The following is a 22,669-nucleotide window of genomic DNA, read 5'->3' as shown; positions in this document are numbered from 1 at the left end:
CACATGTACTTGGCCTGGCAGCAAAATGTCCGTTATGCGCTTGCAGTGGCGCTGAACGGCCCCATATGATTTTCCTGTTTTGACCTGTTTTTCCCTGATAAAGGATGCCCATGGTTCCCCATCTCGTCACCGCCCTGACCGGTCCCATCAATGAGCTGGAGCAACGCATTCTGGACTCCATGCCCGCGATTGAACGCTGGTTTCGCCTGGAGTGGATGGAACACACGCCTCCGTTCTACACCTCGGTCGACATCCGCAACGCCGGCTTCAAGCTGGCCCCAGTGGACACCAACCTCTACCCAGGCGGCTGGAACAACTTGACGCCTGAAATGCTGCCTTTGGCCGTGCAGGCCGCCCAAGCGGCCATCGAAAAGATCTGCCCCGAGGCCAAAAACCTGCTGATCATCCCCGAGAACCACACGCGCAACACCTTTTATTTGGCCAACGTGGTTCAGCTGCAGCGCATCTTCCATATGGCGGGACTGAACGTGCGGCTGGGCTCGATCAACCCTGAAATCAAGGAGGCCACGGTCATTGAGCTGCCCAATGGTGAAAGTGTGACGCTGGAGCCGGTGGTGCGCACTCAGCACCGCTTGGGCCTCAAGGACTTTGACCCCTGCACCATCTTGCTCAACAACGACCTGTCGGCTGGAGCCCCGGGCATTCTGGAAGAGCTGCACGAGCAGTTCTTGCTGCCACCTTTGCACGCGGGCTGGAGCGTGCGCCGCAAGACCAAGCATTTTCAGAGCTATGAGGAAGTGGCCAAGCGTTTTGGCAAGTTGTTGGGCATTGACCCGTGGTTGATCAACCCGATGTTCAGCCAGTGCGGCGATGTGAACTTTGCCGAAGGCACGGGCATGGACTGCCTGCGCAGCAATGTGGATGCCTTGCTCACCAAAATCAAGCGGAAATACAAGGAATACGGCATCAACGAAAAGCCGTTTGTGGTGGTCAAAGCCGACAACGGCACTTACGGCATGGGCATCATGACGGTACGCGATGTGGCCGATTTGGATGCCCTGAACCGCAAGACCCGCAACAAGATGAACGTCATCAAGGACGGTCAGACCGTCAATGACGTGATCATCCAGGAAGGCGTGCTGACCAACGAGCGCATCAACGACGCCGTGGCCGAACCGGTGGTGTACATGATGGACCGCTATGTGGTGGGCGGTTTTTACCGGGTGCACGCCGAGCGCGGTGTTGACGAAAACCTGAACGCGCCGGGTGCCAGCTTTGTGCCCCTGGCCTTTGCCGACACGCCGCACCTGCCCCAGCCGGGTGTCAAACCCGGTGCCAGCGTGCCCAACCGCTTTTACATGTACGGCGTGATTGGCCGCCTGGCCATGCTGGCGGCCAGTTACGAGCTGGAAGCCACCGACCCCGAGGCCGAGGTGTACGACTGAAGAGACAGTTTTTGGCGTTTCGGTGGCCTGAAATGGGTGATTTGGGTGATTTCAGGCCTTGCTTGTTTATTGAAGCCATCAAAAGTTGCTGCGCTGCAACATTTTCAACAACCAAGCCATGACAGATCGCCCGGCTTGGGCGCAAAATGGGCCGCATCTCAGCCACCTGGCCTGACTTCTGTTAGGCTATTTTTTTGTGTCCTCAACAAAATCCTCACTCGCCGCTCTGACCTTGGGTGCCATTGGCGTGGTTTACGGCGACATCGGCACCAGCGTGCTGTACGCCATGAAAGAGGTCTTTGGCTCTGGCCACGTCCCTTTCAATACCGCTAATGTTTACGGCATCCTTTCGATCCTTTTTTGGACCTTGACGATCATCGTGTCGGTCAAGTATGTGGTGCTGGTGCTGCGCGCTGACAACCACGGTGAAGGGGGTTTGGTGGCCATGTTGGCACTCGCTTCGCAATCGGTCAAGGACAGGCCGCAGTTGCGCAAAGTGTTGTTGCTGGTGGGCATCTTTGGTACCTGCCTGTTTTATGGCGATGGCGTCATCACGCCGGCCATCTCGGTGTTGTCGGCGGTTGAGGGCTTGGAGATCATTTCTCCTGCGTTCAAAAAATCCGTCATCCCGTTGACCCTCTTGATTTTGTTCACTTTGTTTTGGGTACAAAAGCGGGGAACGGCAGGCATTGGCAAGTTTTTTGGTCCGATCACCCTGGTTTGGTTTGTTGCCATTGCTGCATTGGGTGTCTCGCACATCGTCTTGCGCCCTGAAATCTTGTTGGCCATCAGCCCTCACTACGCCTTGGGCTTCATGTGGGACAACCCGGGTACCACCTTCATCATTTTGGGGGCGGTGGTCTTGTGCGTCACGGGTGGCGAGGCACTCTATGCCGACATGGGACACTTTGGCAAGAAACCAATCCGCCTGGCTTGGTTCAGCGTGGTCATGCCTTGCCTGACATTGAATTATTTTGGGCAAGGAGCCTTGCTGCTGGCCGATCCCGAAGCCGTGAAAAATCCGTTTTACTTGATGGCCCCTGACTGGGCCTTGCTGCCGTTGGTGGGCCTGGCCACCATGGCCACGGTCATTGCCTCGCAAGCCCTGATATCTGGCGCGTTCAGCGTCACCAAACAGGTCATCCAACTGGGCTACCTGCCTCGCCTGCAGGTGCAGCACACCAGCGAAACCGACACCGGCCAAATTTATATGCCCTTTGTGAACTGGGGCTTGTTTGTTGCCATCGTGCTGGCCGTGATCTTGTTCAAGTCGTCCAGCAATCTTGCCGCAGCCTACGGCATCGCGGTGTGTACAGATATGCTGATCACCACCGTGCTGACCTTTTTTGTCATCCGCTATGCTTGGAAGCTGCCCTTGGCGCTGTGCATTGGCGCGACCGGCTTTTTCTTTGTGGTGGATCTGGCGTTTTGGGCATCGAACATGCTAAAGCTGCTGGACGGCGGCTGGTTTCCATTGCTCATTGGCGCGGCAATTTTTACTTTGATGTTGACTTGGCACGATGGACGTCGTCTGCTCAACGACTCCTTGCGCTCAGATGCCTTGAGGCTGACAGATTTCCTGGACGCTGTCTTTGTTGTCCCCCCCAGGCGTGTGGAAGGCACGGCCGTGTTCTTGACATCCGAGCCTGGCACCGTACCCAATGCCTTGCTGCACAACCTCAAGCACAACAAAGTGCTTCACCAACGAAACCTGTTTGTCACTGTGCGCAGCCACGAATTGCCCCGTATGGATGCCCAACAGCGTCTCGAGGTCATGCCGCTGGGCCACGACTGCTGGCAAGTCATCGTCAACTACGGCTTCAAGGACAACCCTGACTTGCCTACGGCGCTGGCCGTCATTGAGGATGAGGGCTACAAGCTCGATCCCATGACGACCAGCTATTTCCTGTCACGCGATATCGTGATCCCGAAGATCGGCGGTGGCATGGCCAACTGGCGGGAGAAACTCTTTGCTCAGATGCACCACAACGCCAGCGCTGCGGCCGAGTTTTTGAACTTGCCCACCAATGCTGTGGTGGAATTGGGCTCCAAAATCGAAATTTGACGGAGCATGGTCAAGACGCATTTGTTGTACCTGCACGGGTTTCGTTCATCACCCCAATCGACCAAGGCGCAAACCATGGCCCGCTGCGTGCAGGCCCAATACCCTCAGGTCATCTGGTGGTGTCCGCAATTGCCCGCCTCTCCTCGTCAAGCCATCGACATGCTGCTGCAAGGCGTGGCCGATTGGCCCCGCGATCAGATGGCGCTCATGGGCTCCTCACTGGGCGGTTTTTATGCTGCTTGGCTTTCGGCGTACCTGGCCTGTCCGGCGGTGCTGATCAACCCAGCGGTGCATCCCTCGCGCGACTTGGCACGCTACATCGGGCAACATCCGGGCTGGCACGACCCGGCAGAAAGCATTTTTTTCGAACTCGCCCATTTGCAGGAACTGGCAGATCTGGAAAGTCAGCCCTCGCCAACATCGCCCGAAACGCTGGCTTTGATTGCCCAAGGTGACGAGGTGTTGGATTGGCGAGAAATGTTCGCCCGCCACCAGGCGGGTCAGGTGCGGCTGATCGAGGGCAGCGACCATGCCCTGAGCGATTTCGAGATTTACTTGCCGCAAATCCTGGAATTTCTGCGCTTGGCCTGAGTCTGCGCCTCTAATGGGCGGGTGGCATGGGAAAATCAACGCATGTACGCATTATTTGAAGATGCCGGCAAATTCATGGCCGGACGGATCATGGCCGAAGCCGAGGCTTCCGCGCAGGTCGAACTCGACTCCGGCAAACGGGTCAAGGTCAAGGCGGCCCACCTGTTGCTCAAGTTTGACAAACCGGCCCCGGCCGCTTTGCTGGCCGAGGCTGGGGTGCTGAGCCAGACCATCGAGTTGGAACTGGCTTACGAATGCGCCCCGGACGAGGAGTTCGGCTTTGGCGACCTGGCCAAAGACTATTTCAGCAACAACGCCAGCACGGTCGAGCAAGTAGCTGCTTTGCTGCGCCTGCATGAAGCGCCGCACTACTTTCGCCGAGGGGGCAGCAAGGGCCGTTTCAAGAAAGCCCCGTCCGAGATCGTGCAGCAGGCTTTGCTGGCCATCGAGAAGAAAAAGCAGGTCCAGGCCCAGATCGAAGCCTGGTCGGACGATCTGGTGGCGGGCACTTGCCCTGAACCGATCCGCGAGCAGCTCTACAAAATCCTGTTTCGACCCGACAAAAACACCACCGAGTACAAGGCCGTGGTCGAGGCCAGCAAAAGCAGCCAGACGGCGCCTTTGGACTTGCTGCAAAACGCAGGGGCCATCGCTTCGGCCTGGGATTTCCATTGGCAACGGTTCTTGTTTGACCTGTTCCCCAAGGGTACCGGCTTTCCCCCCTTGCAAGCGCCCGCCATCACCGACGACTTGCCGCTGGCCCCGGTGCAGGCGTTTTCGATTGACGATTCACAAACGACCGAAATCGACGATGCCTTGTCCCTGCAAGGCCTGGGCACGGGCACAGTCACCGTGGGCATCCACATCGCCGCACCCGGTTTGGCCTTGACGCCGGGCGGCGCCATTGACCAATTGGGCCGCGCCCGCCTGTCCACCGTTTACATGCCTGGCTACAAAATCACCATGCTGCCTGACAGCGTGGTGCAGGCCTACACCCTGACCGAAGGGCGCAATTGCCCTGCCGTGTCTTTGTACTTGACACTCAGAGAAGACACGCTGGAGGTGCAAAGCGCTGTCACCCGATTGGAGCGGGTGCCGATTTTGGTCAACCTGCGCCACGACCAGTTGGACGATCGCATCAGCCGCGAATGGCTGGAGGGCCAAGACCTGAGCGACCACGCCGATGTGCCGGTCAGCCGCGACACGCTGGCGTTTTACTGGCGTTTGGCCCAGACCCTGAAAGCGCGGCGCGAAGTGGTGCGCGGCAAGCCCGAAAACTTCAACCGCCCGGACTACAGCTTCAAGCTCGAGCGGAACAGCAACGACACGCCCCCCACAGGCGACGAGACGGTGTTGATCGGCACCCGCAAGCGCGGTGCACCGCTCGATTTGATGGTGGCCGAGGCCATGATTTTGGCCAACAGCACCTGGGGCCAATGGCTGGCACAGTTGGGCGTGCCCGGCATCTACCGCAGCCAGGCCAGTTTGGCCCCAGGCGTCAAGGTGCGCATGGGCACCAAGGCGCTGCCGCACGCCGGCATTGGCGTGCCCAGCTACGCCTGGAGCACCTCGCCGCTGCGCCGTTACACCGACCTGGTCAACCAGTGGCAAATCATTGCTTGTGCCAAGCATGGCGCCACGGCCGCATTGGCCGCGCCCTTCAAGCCCAAAGACGCCGAGTTGTTTTCCATCATCAGCGGCTTTGATGCGGCCTACAGCGCCTACAACAGCGTGCAGTCCAGCATGGAACGCTTTTGGACGTTGCGCCATCTGCAGCAGCAAGGCATTGAAGAGCTTGAAGCCAGCCTGGTCAAGGAAATGGGCGGTGGCATCTGGCTGGTGCGCGCTGAGACCTTGCCCCTGATGTTCAGCGTGATGGGCGCGCAAAGTCTGCCGCGTGGCGCGCGGGTGCGCGTCAAGCTGGCCGACGTGGACCTGATGGCGCTGGATGTGCGCGGCACCGTGACTGAGCACTTGGATGCCGACGCTCAGGCTGTGATGGAGGTTGAAGACACCGAGGACGAGGACAACTTGCCTGCAGGTCCTGTGACCATTGCGGTAGACCTCGGCGATAGCCCGCAGGACTTGTCAACCTAAGCCATGCGTGAATTCGGACGTTGGTTGATGCTCCTGCTGTTGGCCTTTGTAGGCTTGCAGCTGTTTTTTGTGCTGCGGATATTGAGCATGAACTGGGTGATGCCCGAGTCCACCAGTTTCCAGCGCTCACAAGCTTGGCAAATTGTCATCCGCCAGGGGCAACTGCCGTGGCGTCAGGAGACGGTCACATTGGACGCCATCAGCACCAAACTGCAGCGTGCAGTGGTGGCTTCTGAAGATGCAGCATTCGTTGAGCATCAGGGTGTCTGGTGGCAATCGCTTGAAAGTGCCTGGCAAAAAAATGCCAAGGCCAAAGCCCAAGCTGAAAAACGTACCGCAAAGCAGCCTGATAAACCGGTTACGGTGAAAATCGTCGGGGGGTCGACCATCACTCAGCAACTGGCCAAAAACCTGTTCCTGTCTGGCGAACGCAGCTTGGTGCGCAAAGCCCAGGAGTTGCTGATCGCGCTGACCCTGGAGATTTTCTTGAGCAAAAATCGCATCCTTGAGATTTACCTCAACAACGTCGAGTGGGGTGAGGGCGTCTTTGGCATTGAAGCGGCAGCGCAGCATTACTTCCGCAAGAGCGCCCTCAAACTCGGTGCATGGGAGTCGGCGCGTCTTGCGGTCATGTTGCCCCGGCCTCGCCATTTTGAAAAACTGCCCCAGTCGTCCTATTTGGCGCAGCGTGCAGAGACCATCATGGGACGCATGAATGATGTGGTGTTGCCATGAGCCTGACCACGACCACACCTTCTGCATTGCGTATTTTGGGGATCGACCCTGGCCTGCAAACCACCGGGTTTGGCGTGATTGACATCACCGGTTCCCGTTTGCAATATGTGGCCAGCGGTGTGATCGAAACGACTCGGGAGGAAATGGGCAACTTGCCCGCACGGCTCAAAGTGATTTATGACGGGATACGTGAAATCACCGCACGCTACCAGCCAGATGTGGCTTCGGTGGAGATTGTGTTCGTCAACATCAACCCGCAAGCCACCTTGTTATTGGGGCAGGCCCGTGGATGTTGTGTAACGGCTTTGGTGTCTTGCGGCCTGCCGGTGGCCGAATACACCGCCTTGCAGATGAAACAATCGGTCACTGGTCATGGCCGAGCCGCCAAATCGCAGATTCAGGAAATGGTCAAGCGCTTGCTGCAACTGCCTGTGCTGCCCCGTCAAGATGCTGCCGATGCTTTAGGCCTGGCCATCACACATGCCCATGCCAGTCCGTCCATGAACAAGCTGGCCGCACAAGGCGTGCTCAGCCGCAAAACCCACGGCATGTTCAGAAGCGGACGCAGTCACTGAGCCGTGCGAGCTTTCAAATTTCGAAGTTGTCAATCAAGCGTGTCGTGCCCAACTTCGCCGCACCCAAAACCACCAGCGCGTCACCGGCTTTTGGGGCTTGAAGGTCGTGGCGACGACGGACCGTGAGGTAGTCTGGTTGCCAACCCCTTTGGCGCAAACCTTCCATGGCCTTGGCCTCCAGGCTGGGCCGTTGGGCAGCCAAGGCGTGGGAGGAGGCCAAGGCATCGCGTCCCAAGGCGCGCAGGGCCAGACTCAGTTGCAAGGCTTCGGTCCGTTCGGATGCGCTCAAGTACCCATTGCGTGAACTCAGCGCCAAACCGTCTTCGGCGCGGCAGGTGTCTACACCCACCACTTCAATCGGCAGGGCAAACTGGCGCACCATCTGCCGGATCACCATCAGTTGCTGGTAGTCTTTTTTGCCAAATGCGGTCACGCCCTGAGATTTGCCCGCAAACACGCTCATGAACAGCTTCATGACCACGGTGGAGACCCCTGTGAAAAACCCGGGCCGGAACTCGCCCTCAAGGATATTGCCCAGCGCCGGATCGGTATGCACTTTGACGGTTTGGGTTTCCGGGTAGAGGTCAATTTCGCGCGGCGCAAACACCACATTGCAGCCAGCCGCTTCCAGCTTGGCGCAATCGGCCTCCCAGGTGCGGGGGTAACTGTCAAAGTCTTCGTGCGGCAAAAACTGCAAACGGTTCACGAATATGCTGGCCACCGTGCAATCGCCTTGGGGTTTGGCCTGTTCAATCAGTTGAATGTGACCTGCGTGCAAATTGCCCATGGTGGGCACAAAAGCAGGGCGATGGCTGGTGGCCAGGTGTTGGCGCAGTTCGGAGATCGATCGGGCAATGAGCATGAGAAAAAAGGCCCTTACCAGGCGTGCAATGTGTTGTCAGGGAAGCTGCCGTCTTTGACGGCGCGCACATAGGCGCTCATGGCTTCGAGCACGCTGCCTTGGCCGACCATGAAATTACGCACGAATTTGGGGTTCTTGCCCAGGTTGATGCCCAGCATGTCGTGCATCACCAAGACCTGGCCTGCGGTGCCATGGCCAGCACCAATGCCAATGGTGTGGCAGCGAGTCAGGGCCAGCGTGAGTTCGGCAGAAAGGGCAGCAGGCACCATTTCCAGCACCAGCATGCTGGCCCCGGCGTCTTGTAGTGCCAAGGCTTCATGGCGTAATTTCTCTGCTGTGTCGCCCCGACCCTGCACGCGGTAACCGCCCAAAGCGTGAACGGTTTGCGGAGTCAGTCCGAGATGAGCACAGACCGGAATGCCCCGTTCGACCAAAAACCGTACTGTCTCGGTGGTCCAGCCGCCCCCCTCGAGCTTGACCATGTGCGCACCTGCCTGCATGAGCACAGTGGCGCTGTGAAGGGCTTGCTCACGTGACGCCTGATAGCTGCCAAAGGGTAAATCGCCGATGATCCAGCTGGTGCCTTGTACACGCCGAACACCACGGGCCACGCTTTCGGTGTGGTAACGCATGGTGTCCAGGCTCACGCCCACGGTGCTGGACAGGCCCTGGCAAACCATGCCCAAGGAGTCACCGACCAGAATGCATTCGACGCCTGCTGCGTCTGCAACTGCTGCAAAAGTGGCATCGTAGGCGGTGAGCATGGTGATCTTTTCACCCCGCTCTCGCATCTCGTTCAGGCGCGGCAGACTGATGGGTTTGCGGGTGGCCACGGGTGAAGCTGGTGGAAGGGTGCCGTACGGCGTGACAGAGGGTGCGATCATGGGCAAGGTTTTCTGAGTCGGGGCGTCCGACCCGATCAATGGGGCGCGTAGGCCAGTCTGACGTAGATGGGCGCAAATGCTTCGGCCTGTGTAATCTCGATCAGGGTTTCTTTGGCCAACTCCAAAAGGGCAATGAAGGTGACCACCAAGACAGGGGTGCCCAAGCTGGGGTCAAAGAGGTGCTCGAATTCGACAAATTTTCGACCTTGCAGGTGCTTGAGCACAATGCTCATGTGCTCGCGTACGCTGAGTTCTTCGCGGCTGATCTTGTGGTGCTGAACCAGATTGGCGCGTTTGAGGATGTCGCGCCAAGCCGATTGCAATTCGTCCATGTTGACTTCCGGAAAACGCGGCAGCAGACTTTGCTCCATGTAAACCTGTGCCTGCAAGAAATCCCTTCCATGCTGTGGAATTGTGTTCAGTTGCACCGAGGCGAGCTTCATTTGTTCGTATTCGAGCAGGCGACGCACCAGTTCAGCGCGGGGGTCCTCGGCTTCTTCGCCGTCTGCAGCGCGTTTGGGCGGCAGCAACATGCGGGACTTGATCTCGATCAGCATGGCGGCCATCAGCAGGTATTCGGCGGCCAATTCCAGGTTATGCAGGCGGATTTCATCCACATAGCTCAAGTACTGGCGTGTCACGCCTGCCATGGGGATGTCCAGGATATTGAAATTTTGTTTTCGGATCAGGTAGAGCAATAAGTCCAGGGGGCCTTCAAAGGCTTCCAGGAAAACTTCGAGGGCATCTGGCGGGATGTACAAGTCCCGAGGCATCGAAAACAGTGGCTCACCGTACAGGCGGGCCACGGCCACGTTGTCAATCACAACGGGCAAGGCCGAATCCACGCCTTCAGGCGAGTTGTCGAATTCGGACAGGGCGGAACTCATGCCGTGGCCTGCTTGTTCAAGCCTTGGTTTGGTAGACGTAGGGTTGTTGAGGCACGCGAGCGGCTTTGGCGTTGGCCTGAAATTGCGCATCCATGCCGGTGTCCCACAACAAGGCGCGTCCTTGGCGCTGTTGCGCTTCCAGCTCGGGGTGCTCGGTTTTGAGGCGTTCCAAGAACTGGGTGGTGTCAGAGGTGTAATGCGGGCGGGCAAAAGGGAACATGTCGGGCCTGTCGGAGAAAACCGCCATTTTACGGGTTTAGGGGTCTGATCGAGCGGCTTTCGCGGTTGCACATCGTCTTCGCCTGCCTGTCTGGGGCCACGCCGTATCCCATGAGAACAATGTGTTGGGCAAGCGCTGAAAGTGCCAGAAAAGTCCGCAGGTGCGGGTTGAGGCATTTGAGCACCAAGCAGCCACCGCTTTGGCTGGGCCTGCGCTGGAACTGATCCATGGCATTCAGCTCCGAGCGGTTCAGTGCAATCAATCGGCGGTTATCCCAACGCATCACGGGGTGCCCACTGGTCGTATGGCTGAGAACAAAGTTCGACAGCGGCATGATGCTGTAGTGGCTGGTGAACGGTTGGAGGCGGCTACGAAAAGGCATCAGAGGCGGTCAAGCCGAATACATGCAAAGCATGGTGCCACCGCATGCGCTCTGGGTTTTGACGGGCTAGCGCCTCAGTGGATGCGCATGCCAGGCTTGGCACCGGGCCAGGGGTGCAGCACGTAAATGCCGGCATTGGTTTTGTCGTCGGCATGGCTGGCGGCCAGCACCATGCCTTCGCTCACGCCAAACTTCATCTTGCGCGGTGCCAGGTTGGCCACCATCACCGTCAGTTTGCCAATCAGGTCTTCGGGTTTGTAGGCGCTGGCAATGCCGCTGAAGACGTTCCTTAGCTTGCCTTCACCGACATCCAGCGTCAGGTGCAGCAGCTTGACCGAGCCTTCGACCGGTTCGCAGTTGACGATTTGGGCGATGCGCAGGTCGATTTTGGCGAAGTCGTCGAGGCCGATGGTGGGGGCAATTTCTTCGCCGCCGGGGATGAGCTTTTCTTCGACCACGGGAGGCGGCTCGAACAGGGCTTCGAGTTGTTCGGGAGTGACGCGTTGCATCAGGTGCTGGTAGGCGTTGATGGTGTGGCCCGCACCCAACAGCTGAGAGGCTTGGGCAAAGGTGAAGGGGGCGACGTTCAAGAAGGTCTCGACCTGCGCGGCCAGTGCAGGCAGCACGGGCTTGAGCTGCAGCGAAAGCAAGCGGAAGGCTTCGATGCAGGCGGTGCACACGTCGTGCAGACGGGCGTCCTGGCCTTCTTTTTTGGCCAGGTCCCAAGGTTTGTTCTGGTCCACATAACTGTTGACCTTGTCGGCCAGCAGCATGACTTCGCGCAAGGCTTTGGCGAATTCACGCTCTTCGTAAAAAGCGGCAATGGCGGGTGTGGTGGTTTGCAGGGCGGCCAAGAGTTCCTGACCGTCGGCGCTCACGCTGCCCAGCTGGCCGCCAAAACGCTTGGCAATGAAGCCGGCCGAGCGCGAGGCGATGTTGATGAACTTGCCGATCAGGTCGCTGTTGACGCGCGCCATGAAGTCTTCGGCGTTGAAGTCGATGTCCTCGTTGCGGGCCGAGAGTTTGGCCGCCAGGTAATAGCGCAGCCACTCGGGGTTCATGTCCAGGCTCAAATACTTGAGCGGGTCCAGGCCCGTGCCCCGGCTTTTGCTCATCTTCTCGCCGTTGTTCACCGTCAAAAAGCCGTGCACATTCACCTTGTTCGGTGTCTTGCGACCACTGAAATGCAGCATGGCGGGCCAAAACAGCGTGTGGAAGGTCACGATGTCTTTGCCGATGAAGTGGATCTGCTCCAGATTGGGGTTGGCCATGTAGGCGGCGTAATCTTCGCCGCGTTTGTCCAGCAGGTTTTTCAGCGACGCCAAGTAGCCCACAGGCGCGTCCAGCCACACATAAAAGTACTTGCCCGGTGCATCCGGAATCTCGATGCCGAAGTAGGGCGCGTCGCGTGAGATGTCCCAGTCGCCCAAGCCCTCGCTGGTCGTGCCGTCGGGGTTGGTGCGCACCGAAAACCACTCTTTGACCTTGTTGGCCACCTCGGGCTGCAGCTTGCCGTCTTGGGTCCACTGGCTCAAAAAGTCCACGCAGCGGGGGTCGGACAACTTGAAAAAGAAGTGCTCCGAGGTTTTGAGCTCGGGCTTGGCGCCCGACAGGGCCGAGAAGGGGTTGATGAGGTCTGTGGGCGCATAAACCGCGCCACACACCTCGCAGTTGTCGCCGTACTGGTCTTTGGCATGGCACTTGGGGCACTCGCCTTTGATGAAGCGGTCGGGCAAGAACATGTTCTTTTGCGGGTCGAAGAACTGCTCCACGGCGCGCACTTCGATCAGCGAGCCGCCTTTGTCCAAGGGGATGTCGCGCAGGTCGCGGTAAATCTGGCGGGCCAGCTCGTGGTTTTCGGGCGCGTCGGTGCTGTGCCAGTTGTCAAACGCGATGTGAAAGCCTTCCAGATAAGGCTTGCGGCCTGCCGCGATGTCGGCCACGAACTGCTGGGGCGTCTTGCCCGCTTTTTCGGCTGCGATCATGATCGGCGCGCCGTGCGTGTCGTCCGCGCCCACAAAGTTGACCTGGCTGCCCTGCATGCGCTGGAAACGGACCCAAATGTCGGCCTGGATGTATTCCATGATGTGGCCGATGTGAAAGTTGCCGTTGGCATACGGCAGGGCGGTGGTGACGAAAAGCTGGCGGGACGCGTTGGGGGCAGACATGGTGGGGCAGTTTGTAGGGGAATCGCTGATTTTAGGGTGTATGGGCTGGCTTGTCGGTAAACTTCGGCCCATTCTAGAAAGAGACCATGGCGACCACCGAACAACTTCTCCAAGCCCTGCAAACCGTGATCGACCCGAACACGGGCAAAGATTTCGTTTCCACCAAAACCCTGAAAAACCTGCAAGTCGAAGGCGGCGATGTGTCGTTTGACGTGGAGCTGGGTTATCCGGCCAAGAGCCAGATTCCCGGCATTCGCCAGGCGCTGATTGCCGCTGCCAAGGGCGTGGCGGGCGTGTCCAACGTGTCGGCCAACGTCACCAGCAAGATCACGGCGCACGCCGCCCAGCGCGGCGTGGCGCTGCTGCCGCAGGTGAAAAACATCGTGGCCGTGGCCTCTGGCAAGGGTGGTGTGGGCAAGAGCACCACCGCCGTCAACCTGGCGCTGGCGCTGGCGGCCGAGGGGGCCAAAGTGGGTCTGCTGGACGCCGACATTTATGGCCCCAGCCAACCCATGATGATGGGCATCGAAGGCCGCCCCGAGAGCGAAGACGGCCAGACCATGGAGCCCATGGAGAACTTCGGCGTGCAGGTCATGTCGATTGGTTTCTTGGTCAGCCAAGACGAGGCCATGATCTGGCGCGGCCCCATGGCCACCCAGGCGCTGGAGCAGCTGCTGCGCCAGACCAATTGGAAAGAGCTGGATTATTTGATCGTGGACATGCCACCTGGCACGGGCGACATCCAACTCACGCTGAGTCAGCGTGTGCCCATGACGGGCGCGGTGATCGTGACCACCCCGCAAGACATCGCCCTGCTGGACGCCAAAAAGGGCGTGAAGATGTTCGAGAAAGTCGGCGTGCCGATTTTGGGCCTGGTCGAGAACATGGCGGTCCACGTGTGCACCAACTGCGGCCATGTGGAGCACATTTTTGGCGCTGACGGTGGCAAGAAAATGGCCGCCGAATACGGCATGGACTACCTGGGCGCACTGCCGCTGGACATGCAAATTCGCTTGCAGGCCGACAACGGCAAACCCACGGTGGTGTCCGACCCCGACGGCGAAGTGGCCCAGATCTACAAAGCCGTGGCCCGCCAGGTGGCGGTCAAGATCGCGGCCAAGGCCAAGGACTTTTCCAACAAGTTCCCGACGATCAAGGTGAGCAAGGACACCTGAGCACGCCAAGCGACACAGTCACGTGCCGGTCGCTTGCATGAGCGCGAGCCTCTTGTTCGATTGAGAGTGTGATTGGGGTGTTCGTTGCTATCATTCGTTCTCCCATCAACATTAAAAGTAAATGACTTGAAGCGTCTGATTGATTGGTGTCGTCAAGTGCTGCAGCGCTGGCCCATGGAATGGCTCGGTGGCGTGCTCATCGTCATGGCTCTTTTTGTGGTGATCTACACCTATCGCTCGAGCGAGTCCATGGTTCGGCAATACGCAGCCGAGAGTGCACAGGCCCATGCGGATTCGGTCACGCAATTTCGAAATTTCTACACTCAAGAGCTGGTTCCCCGCGCAGTGCAGGGGGGGCTTGAGGTCACGCACGACTACAAGTCGCGAGACAACGCCTTGCCTTTGCCCGCGACCTTGACGATTGATCTGGGGCATTACCTGTCCAAAGTCGATGGGGGCACCCAGGTGCGCTTGTACAGTGACCATCCTTTCCCGTGGCGCGAGGTAGATCGCTCACTCGACGATTTCCAGAAGCAAGCGCTGAAACACTTAAAGGAAAAGCCCAACCAGCCCTTTGTGCGTGAAGAAGTCCTCAACGGCAGCCGCGTCTTGCGCTTTGCCCAAGCCGACCGGATGCTGGCCAGTTGTGTGGCCTGTCATAACCACTATCCGGGCTCGCCCCGGACCGATTGGCAACTGGGTGATGTGCGGGGTGCCTTGGAGGTGGTGCTGCCGGTTTCGCAATGGCAGCTGGCCAGTACTGGGGTGCTTAACCGCACCTTTATGGTTCTGCTGCTTTTGTTGTTGCTCGGATTTTTGTTGATCTGGTTCTCGGTCAAGCGCATCCGCATGGCCTTGATGACTGCGCACCAGTTGTCCAGCGAGCGGGAAGTGGCTATTCGTCAGCTCAGCGAGGAAATTGCCGAGCGTGAACAGGTCGAAAAGGACCTGCGGCTGAGTGAAGGCAAATTGCAAAGCATTTTCAAATCGGTGCCTGAGGCGGTGGTGGTGGCCAATGCGCAAGGCGAGATTGTTCAATGCAACGATGCCACGGCTGTCATTTTTGATTACCCCATGCAAGCGCTGATGGGACAGCGTGTGAACATGTTGATGGCCGAAGCCGAGCTGACGAGCCACGATCAATATTTGAACCGTTACTTGCCCCTGGGTGAGAAAAATTTGGTGAACCAGCCGCTTGTTCTGCAGGGGCGCAGGCGTGACGGTAGTTTGTTCCCTGTGCGCTTGATGATCAGCGAAACCCGGCTGGATAACCAGCACTTCTACATTGGGGTCATGCAGGATTTCACCGCCATTCAGAGCGCGCAGGAACTGCTGGTCGAGGCCAAGGAAAAAGCCGAGCAGGCCAACCGCTTGCGTGGTGAGTTTCTGGCCAATATGAGCCATGAAATCCGTACGCCCATGAACGGTATTGTGGGCATGACCGAGCTGGCGCTGGATACCCAGGACCCCGCGCGGCAAAAAGAGTATCTGGTTTTGGCGCGCGACTCGGCCAATCATTTGTTGCAAATCATCAACGAGATCCTGGACTTCTCCAAAATCGAAGCCAAGGCGCTGGAGTTGGAGTTGTTAGAGGTCAGTCCGGCTCAACTCGTGCGACACACTGCGCGATCACTGGAGCAACTGGCCACAGCCAAGGGCGTGGACTTTCGGCTGGAAACCGCCGCCGACATTCCCGATTTGCTTTGGATGGATCCGGTGCGTATGCGTCAGGTTCTGACCAACCTGATCGGCAACGCCATCAAGTTCACCGATCGGGGCTCGGTCACCGTGAGGACCGAACTCGTGCGCGTCTTGGACCCCAAAACGGTGCTTTTGCGCATCAGCATCATCGACACGGGCATCGGGTTCGACCCTGATCGCACAGAAGCCCTGTTCAGCCCCTTCACCCAGGCAGATGGCTCGGTGACCCGTTCATTTGGGGGCACGGGCCTTGGCCTGGCCATCACGCGCAGCTTGCTGCAACTGATGGGGGGCCACATCACTGCCGAGGGCCGACCTGGACAGGGGGCAACATTTGTGGCCACCTTGCCCGCCCGCTTGGTGGAGCAGCCCAGCGTGCGTGCGGTCCCCACGCCGGCCAGGCCAAACACGGGGCTGACCGCTGCTGCGCAGGGCAAGACCTGCTCGGTGCTGTTGGTGGAGGACCACGACATCAACCGCAAACTGGCCGAGATCATGCTCCAGCGCATGGGTTGCCGCTATGCGGCGGTTGCCAATGGCCAGCAGGCGCTGGACCGGCTGGCGCAAGAGCGTTTTGATGTGGTCTTGATGGACGTGATGATGCCGGTTATGGACGGTTTGACCGCCCTGAAGGTCTTGCGAGAGCGGGAGACCGGGGGTATTGCGCGCACGCCGGTGCTGATGGTCACAGCCCATGCCATGACGGGCGACAAGGAGCGCTTCATCGCGGCGGGGGCAGATGGTTACGTGTCCAAACCCATGTCGCAGGCTGCCTTGCAAAAGCAAATCGAGCGCGTACTCCAGTTGTGAGTCAGACCTGTAGCAGTTGAAGTTCAGCCTGCCAGGTGTGCGTGCCCTCAGATGCTGGTTTTTTCAAGATCGCGTAAACGGAAGCGCTGGATCTTGCCGGTGGCCGTCTTGGGCAATTCGGCCACAAACTGAATGAAGCGCGGGTACTTGTAAGGGGCCAGGCGATTCTTCACGAAGTCTTTGACTTCGTCCTGCGTCAGGCGCTGGCCGGCTTTGAGCACGATGAAGGCCTTGGTTTTGGTCAGGCCATCGCTGTCTTGCTTGCCGATCACGGCGGCTTCCAGAATCGCCGGATGCTGCACCAGTGTGGATTCGACCTCAAATGGCGAGACGTAGATGCCGCTGACCTTGAGCATGTCGTCGTTGCGCCCGGCATAGGTGTAATAGCCGTCGGGGTCGCGGCTGTACTTGTCGCCGCTCTTGGTCCACACCCCCTGGAAAGTGTCGCGGGTTTTCTCGCGGTTGTTCCAGTACATCAAAGCGCTGCTGGGGCCTTGGATGAACAGATCGCCTATCTCGTCGTGCCCTGTGAGCACGCTGCCGTCCTCGCCCCGCAACTGCACTTCATAACCGGGCACGGCCTTGCCGGTCGTGCCGTAGCGCACATCGCCGGGGCGGTTGGACAAAAAGACGTGCAGCATTTCGGTCGAGCCGATGCCGTCGATGATGTCGCAGCCAAAGTGGCTGGACCAGCGCTCGGCGATGTCGCGCGGCAGGGCTTCACCTGCCGACGAGCACAGGCGCAAGGCCACAGCACTTTGGGCGGGCAAGCCGGGCTGGGCCAGCATGCCGCCGTAGCCAGTGGGCGCGCCGAAGAAGACGGTGGGTTGGTGGTCCACCATGCGCTTGAAGGTGGCATCCGGGGTGGGGCGCTCGGCCATCAGGACCACGCTTGCGCCCACGCTCAAAGGGAAAGTCAGGGCGTTGCCCAGGCCGTAAGCGAAGAACAGTTTGGCGGCCGAGAACACCACATCGCTCTCGCGCAAATGGAGCACCGCCTTGCCATACAACTCAGCCGTCCAATACAAGTTGGCTTGGCTGTGCACCGTGCCTTTGGGCTGACCAGTGGAGCCTGAGGAGTACAGCCAAAAACCGGGTTCATCAGCCCCTGTGGAGGTGGGCAGCGCGACTGGGTTTTGGGCCACGAAGTCGGCCATGTTGAACTGGCCTGGCGACAAAGCACCTGTTGGCCTTGAAACCAAGACGTGGCCCACTTCTGTTTGGGTCAGTTCCATCGCGGCTTGGAGCGCGGGCAGCAGCGCACCGGACACCAGTGCAGCCTGGGCGCGACTGTTGCGCAGCATGAAAGCGTAGTCATCGGGGGTGAGCAGAGTGTTCACCGCCACGGGGACCACGCCTGCATAGAGCGAGCCCAAAAAGGCCACCACCCAGTCGCAGCTGTCGTGCATGAGCAACAGCACGCGTTCTTCGCGTTTGAGACCCAGCGCTTTCAATCCCCCGGCAAAGCGACGGATCTGCTCGGTCAGCTGGCCATAGCTGAGCGATCCGGCATCGTCGATCAGCGCTGTTTTATCGGGGCGTGTCGCGTTGCTGGCGATCAGGTGCTGGGCAAAGTTGAATTCGGTGGGCGGTGGGGATGCGTGGTGCATGCGGTGTCTCCAAGTGATTTCGGCTTCAGGTGTTCAAGTGGGCCAGTTGGCGGTATAAACAGAACTTGATGCACTATTGTGCTTACCTGTCAGTATGCAATAAAGTGCATGTTTCAAGTTCCCAAAAGTCCTAGGGTTTACCCTATTTTTGAAAAGCCATGTTGAACATGACCTCTGAAGTCAGACTGTCCACCGATCCGACCGGGCCGCAAGCCAAAAGTAACCCATTCCTGGTGGCGTTGGGCGAGCGCGTGCGCATGCTGCGCTCGCGCAAAGGCATGACGCGCCGTGCCGTGGCCTTGGCGGCCGATGTGTCCGAGCGGCATTTGGCCAACCTCGAATACGGCACGGGCAACGTGTCGGTGCTGGTGCTGCTGCAAGTGGCCACTGCTCTGCAGTGCTCGCTGGCCGAGTTGCTGGGCGATGTGACCACCACGTCGCCCGAATGGCTGCTGATCCGCGAGTTGTTGTCCAAACGCAGTGAGGCCGATCTGCGCCGTGCCCGCATGCAACTGGTCGAGCTGTTTGGCGAGGGCGGCACCGCGCAAGAGCGCCAGAACCGCATTGCCTTGATTGGTTTGCGCGGTGCCGGTAAGACCGCACTGGGCCAGCGCCTGGCCGACAACTTGGGCTTTCCGTTCATTGAGCTCAGCCGTGAGATCGAGCAGTTTGCCGGTTGCCAGATCAGCGAGATTCACAACCTCTATGGCGCCAACGCTTACCGCCGCTACGAGCGCCGTGCGCTTGAAGAGGCGATCCAGATTTACCCCGAAGTCGTCATCGCCACACCGGGTGGCTTGGTGTCGGACTCGGCCAACTTCAATTTGCTGCTCTCGCATTGCACGACCGTGTGGCTTCAGGCCGATGCTGCTGACCACATGGGCCGTGTGGCCGCGCAGGGTGACATGCGCCCCATGGCCGCGAGCCGCGAGGCGATGGAAGACCTCAAGCGCATCCTGGAAGGTCGCTCGGCTTTTTATTCCAAGGCCGACTTGGCCATCAACACCAGTGGCCGCAGCGAAGACCAGGCTTTTGAAGCCTTGCGTACTTCGGTGCGCCAGCATTTGACGCTGCCGGTTTGAAGGGTGGAAGAAAAATGCATTTACTAGGGTAAATACTTAGTAAATGCATTAAAGTGCATATTGTGTGGCCATGCAACCTGCACTAAAATTCAATTTAACATGCAATGAAATGCATCTTTTGATCGAAAACAACATCCCCTTGCCACCGGAGACACCCACATGACGCAAGCTTTCCAGGTTGACTACCAAACCAACCCCTCGCAATACAAACACATCCAGCTGGCTTTTGAGGGCGAGATCGCCACCTTGTCGATCAACATCAACGAAGACGCTGGCATCCGCCCTGGCTACAAACTCAAGCTCAACAGCTATGACTTGGGTGTGGACATTGAGTTGCACGATGCGCTGCAACGCATCCGTTTCGAGCACCCCGAAGTGCGCTCGGTGGTGGTGACCAGCGCGCGTGACCGCGTGTTTTGCTCGGGTGCCAACATCTTCATGCTGGGTGTGTCCACGCACGGCTGGAAAGTGAACTTTTGCAAGTTCACCAACGAAACCCGCAACGGCATTGAAGACTCCAGCAAGCACGACGGCCTGAAATTCGTCGCAGCCCTGAACGGCGCTTGCGCTGGCGGCGGCTACGAGCTGGCCCTGGCTTGCGATGAAATCGTCTTGGTCGATGACCGCTCCAGCGCCGTGTCGTTGCCTGAAGTGCCTTTGCTCGGCGTGTTGCCCGGTACCGGCGGCCTGACCCGCGTGACCGACAAGCGCCATGTGCGCCACGACCTGGCCGATATCTTCTGCACCAGCGTGGAAGGTGTGCGGGGTCAAAAAGCCGTGGACTGGCGTCTGGTCGATGCCATCGCCAAGCCCGCTGTGTTCAAGGAAGCCGTGCAAACTCGTGCCAAAAAACTGGCCGCTGGCAGCATCCGCACCGCAGGCGTCAAAGGCGTGAGCTTGACGCCCTTGAACCGCAGCATCGCGGCCGATGCCCTGACTTACACCAACGTCACGGTGGACATCGACCGCGCCAAGCGCATCGCCACCTTCACCGTCAAAGCCCCGGCCTCTGCTCAGCCCACGAATATCGATGGCATCGAAGCCGCAGGCGTGAACTGGTGGCCGCTGCAGATGGTGCGCGAACTCGACGACGCCATCTTGCACATGCGCACCAACGAACTGGACATCGGCACCTGGGTGCTCAAGACTTTGGGCGATGCAGCGGCCGTGTTGGCGTCTGACGCCACCTTGCTGGCCCACAAAGACCACTGGCTGGTGCGCGAGACCATTGGCCAGCTGCGCCGCACGCTGGCCCGCATGGACGTGTCTTCGCGCAGCCTGTTCGCCCTGATCGAAGAAGGCACGTGCTTTGCGGGCACGCTGGCCGAGCTGGCGTTCTGCGCCGACCGCGCATACATGCTGGCGCTGCCTGACGACGCAGACAAAGCGCCCAAGCTGCAACTGAGCGAGATGAACTTCGGCTTCTTCCCCATGGTCAACGACCAGACCCGCCTGCAGCGCCGCTTTTATGAAGAAGTGCCCGCCATGGAAGCCGCACGCGGTGCGATTGGCCAAGTGTTGGACGCCGATGCCGCTTTGGCGCTGGGCTTGGTCACGGCTGCGCCTGACGACATTGACTGGGCTGACGAAATTCGCTTGGCCCTGGAAGAGCGTTCTTCCATGTCGCCCGATGCTTTGACTGGTTTGGAAGCCAACCTGCGTTTCGCCCAGAAGGAAAACATGGCCACCCGCATTTTTGGCCGCCTGACCGCCTGGCAAAACTGGATCTTCCAGCGCCCCAACGCCGTCGGCGAAAAGGGTGCTCTGAAGGTCTACGGCAAAGGCGAGAAAGTCCAGTTTGATATGAATCGCGTCTGATTCGTACAGCGTTATGCGTTGAGTGTTGAGCGTGAAGATGGAGTCCAACGCCCAACCCTAAACCTAAACCCTAAACCCCATTAACCCCCCCAGGAAATCATGATGTCCGGTATCAACTACAGCGAAAAAATCCCCAACAACGTCAACTTGAGCGAAGACCGCACCTTGCAGCGCGCGCTTGAGCAGTGGCAGCCCAACTTCATCAACTGGTGGGACGACATGGGCCCCGAAGGCTCGACCGACATGGACGTGTACCTGCGCACCGCCGTGAGCGTGGACCCGCAAGGCTGGGCCCAGTTTGGCCACGTCAAGATGCGCGACTACCGTTGGGGCGTGTTCATGAACCCCGGCGAGCAAGACCGCAAGATCCATTTTGGCGACCACATCGGCGAAAAAGCCTGGCAAGACGTGCCTGGCGAGCACCGCGCCAACCTGCGCCGCATCATCGTGACGCAAGGCGACACCGAGCCAGCGTCTGTCGAGCAGCAGCGCCACCTGGGCCTGACCGCGCCCAGCATGTACGACCTGCGCAACCTGTTCCAGATCAACGTCGAAGAAGGCCGCCACCTGTGGGCCATGGTGTACCTGCTGCACAAATACTTCGGCAAAGACGGCCGAGAAGAAGCCGATGCACTGCTGCAGCGCAACAGCGGCAACGAAGACAACCCCCGCATCTTGCAGGCGTTCAACGAGAAGACACCTGACTGGTTGTCGTTCTTCATGTTCACTTACTTCACCGACCGCGACGGCAAGTTCCAACTGTGTGCTTTGGCTGAGTCGGCATTCGACCCACTGGCCCGCACCACCAAGTTCATGCTGACCGAAGAAGCGCACCACATGTTTGTGGGCGAGTCCGGCGTGAGCCGCACCATCCAGCGCACTGTGGATGTGATGAACCAGCTCAAAACCGACGACGTGGGCAAACTGCGCGCTGCCGGTGTGATCGATTTGCCCACCATCCAGCGTTACATCAACTTCCACTTCTCGGTGACCATCGACTTGTTCGGTGCCGACGAGTCGTCGAATGCCGCCACTTTCTACAGCTCGAGCCTCAAGGGCCGCTACGAAGAAGGCAAGCGCGGTGATGACCACGTCCTGAAGGGCAACAGCTACAAAATCTTGTCGGTTGAAGGCGGTAAGCTGATCGAGAAAGAAGTGCCGATGCTCAACGCTTTGAACGAAGTGCTGCGCGACGACTACATCACCGATTCCAAAGGCGGCATCGAACGTTGGAACCGCGTGATCAGCAAGGCCGGTATTCCTTTCACCTTGACCGCCCCTCACAAGGCTTTCCACCGCAACATCGGCTCCTTGTCGGGCTCCAAGATCACGCCTGATGGCCGCGTGGTGACCGACGAGCAGTGGATGGCGCAAGTGGGCGAGTGGTTGCCCACCCACGAAGACCGCGCTTATGTGGCCAGCCTGATGGGTCGTGTCGTTGAGCCAGGCAAGTTCGCCAACTGGATCGCGCCACCCGTCATGGGCATCAACCGTCAGCCAGTGGACTTTGATTACGTTCGCTTCAACTGATGTTCTGATTTGACTGCTGCCTCTGACTCGTTGCGGGGGCGGCAGTTGACAGGGGAAGGGGCGGGTTCCTC

Annotated in this window: 18 protein-coding genes; 11 read left to right on the top strand and 7 right to left on the bottom strand. The window is 59.0% G+C overall.

Annotation, left to right across the window (positions count from 1 at the left end):
* Positions 1–110 precede the first annotated feature (110 nt).
* The 6 genes from gshA (at position 111) to ruvC (ending at position 7,469) form a co-directional block, all read left to right on the top strand.
* Positions 111–1,406, top strand: a complete 1,296-nt coding sequence (gene gshA, locus HEQ17_RS02120; protein ID WP_296291046.1) for a glutamate--cysteine ligase — start codon at positions 111–113, stop codon at positions 1,404–1,406.
* 196 nt (positions 1,407–1,602) lie between these two features.
* The gene (locus HEQ17_RS02115) at positions 1,603–3,471 is read left to right on the top strand and encodes a potassium transporter Kup (protein ID WP_296291045.1); all 1,869 of its coding nucleotides are present in this window, start codon (positions 1,603–1,605) and stop codon (positions 3,469–3,471) included.
* Between the two features lie 6 nt (positions 3,472–3,477).
* Positions 3,478–4,062 carry a YqiA/YcfP family alpha/beta fold hydrolase gene (locus HEQ17_RS02110; RefSeq protein ID WP_296291044.1) on the top strand — a complete coding sequence of 195 codons (585 nt, stop codon included), beginning with the start codon at positions 3,478–3,480 and terminating at the stop codon, positions 4,060–4,062.
* Positions 4,063–4,104: 42 nt separating this feature from the next.
* Positions 4,105–6,159 (top strand): ribonuclease catalytic domain-containing protein, encoded by a 2,055-nt coding sequence (locus HEQ17_RS02105; protein ID WP_296291043.1) that lies wholly within the window; start codon positions 4,105–4,107, stop codon positions 6,157–6,159.
* Positions 6,160–6,162: 3 nt separating this feature from the next.
* On the top strand, positions 6,163–6,894 hold the full coding sequence (mtgA, locus tag HEQ17_RS02100; protein WP_296291042.1) for a monofunctional biosynthetic peptidoglycan transglycosylase: 732 nt from the start codon (positions 6,163–6,165) through the stop codon (positions 6,892–6,894).
* A 26-nt stretch (positions 6,895–6,920) separates the two neighbouring features.
* On the top strand, positions 6,921–7,469 hold the full coding sequence (ruvC, locus tag HEQ17_RS02095; protein ID WP_296291197.1) for a crossover junction endodeoxyribonuclease RuvC: 549 nt from the start codon (positions 6,921–6,923) through the stop codon (positions 7,467–7,469).
* Positions 7,470–7,482: 13 nt separating this feature from the next.
* Here the strand turns inward: ruvC and panC are convergent, their stop codons facing one another.
* The 6 genes from panC to metG form a co-directional block, all read right to left on the bottom strand.
* Entirely contained in the window at positions 7,483–8,331 is an 849-nt protein-coding gene (gene panC, locus HEQ17_RS02090) for a pantoate--beta-alanine ligase (protein ID WP_296291041.1), read from the bottom strand.
* A gap of 14 nt (positions 8,332–8,345) precedes the next feature.
* Positions 8,346–9,215: a 3-methyl-2-oxobutanoate hydroxymethyltransferase gene (panB, locus tag HEQ17_RS02085; protein WP_296291040.1), complete on the bottom strand. Its 870-nt coding sequence runs from the start codon at positions 9,213–9,215 to the stop codon at positions 8,346–8,348.
* A 35-nt stretch (positions 9,216–9,250) separates the two neighbouring features.
* Positions 9,251–10,102, bottom strand: a complete 852-nt coding sequence (locus HEQ17_RS02080) for a ScpA family protein (protein WP_296291039.1) — start codon at positions 10,100–10,102, stop codon at positions 9,251–9,253.
* 16 nt (positions 10,103–10,118) lie between these two features.
* A complete protein-coding gene (locus HEQ17_RS02075) occupies positions 10,119–10,322 on the bottom strand; it encodes a DUF3460 family protein (RefSeq protein WP_296291038.1) in 204 nt (67 codons plus the stop codon).
* 28 nt (positions 10,323–10,350) lie between these two features.
* Positions 10,351–10,656, bottom strand: a complete 306-nt coding sequence (locus HEQ17_RS02070; RefSeq protein WP_296291037.1) for a hypothetical protein — start codon at positions 10,654–10,656, stop codon at positions 10,351–10,353.
* A gap of 122 nt (positions 10,657–10,778) precedes the next feature.
* Positions 10,779–12,872: a methionine--tRNA ligase gene (gene metG, locus HEQ17_RS02065; RefSeq protein ID WP_296291036.1), complete on the bottom strand. Its 2,094-nt coding sequence runs from the start codon at positions 12,870–12,872 to the stop codon at positions 10,779–10,781.
* 86 nt (positions 12,873–12,958) lie between these two features.
* On the opposite strand from metG, the gene apbC reads away from it, so the two are divergent.
* Positions 12,959–14,047, top strand: a complete 1,089-nt coding sequence (apbC, locus tag HEQ17_RS02060) for an iron-sulfur cluster carrier protein ApbC (RefSeq protein ID WP_296291035.1) — start codon at positions 12,959–12,961, stop codon at positions 14,045–14,047.
* 126 nt (positions 14,048–14,173) lie between these two features.
* The gene (locus tag HEQ17_RS02055; RefSeq protein ID WP_296291034.1) at positions 14,174–16,558 is read left to right on the top strand and encodes a response regulator; all 2,385 of its coding nucleotides are present in this window, start codon (positions 14,174–14,176) and stop codon (positions 16,556–16,558) included.
* Between the two features lie 47 nt (positions 16,559–16,605).
* Here the strand turns inward: HEQ17_RS02055 and HEQ17_RS02050 are convergent, their stop codons facing one another.
* The gene (locus HEQ17_RS02050; RefSeq protein WP_296291033.1) at positions 16,606–18,168 is read right to left on the bottom strand and encodes a benzoate-CoA ligase family protein; all 1,563 of its coding nucleotides are present in this window, start codon (positions 18,166–18,168) and stop codon (positions 16,606–16,608) included.
* Between the two features lie 167 nt (positions 18,169–18,335).
* Here HEQ17_RS02050 and HEQ17_RS02045 point away from each other — a divergent pair, with 167 nt between their 5' ends.
* From HEQ17_RS02045 to boxB, 3 genes are all read left to right on the top strand, one after another.
* Positions 18,336–19,250, top strand: coding sequence for a helix-turn-helix transcriptional regulator (locus HEQ17_RS02045; protein ID WP_296291196.1), 915 nt, complete (start codon positions 18,336–18,338; stop codon positions 19,248–19,250).
* A gap of 159 nt (positions 19,251–19,409) precedes the next feature.
* Complete coding sequence (gene boxC, locus HEQ17_RS02040; protein ID WP_296291032.1) at positions 19,410–21,068, top strand: 2,3-epoxybenzoyl-CoA dihydrolase; 1,659 nt, start codon at positions 19,410–19,412, stop codon at positions 21,066–21,068.
* 102 nt (positions 21,069–21,170) lie between these two features.
* On the top strand, positions 21,171–22,598 hold the full coding sequence (boxB, locus tag HEQ17_RS02035; RefSeq protein WP_296291031.1) for a benzoyl-CoA 2,3-epoxidase subunit BoxB: 1,428 nt from the start codon (positions 21,171–21,173) through the stop codon (positions 22,596–22,598).
* Positions 22,599–22,669 lie beyond the last annotated feature (71 nt).

The organism is Limnohabitans sp., from assembly GCF_023910625.1.
Lineage (GTDB): Bacteria > Pseudomonadota > Gammaproteobacteria > Burkholderiales > Burkholderiaceae_C > Limnohabitans_A.
This window is presented reverse-complemented; position numbering and strand designations above follow the sequence as displayed.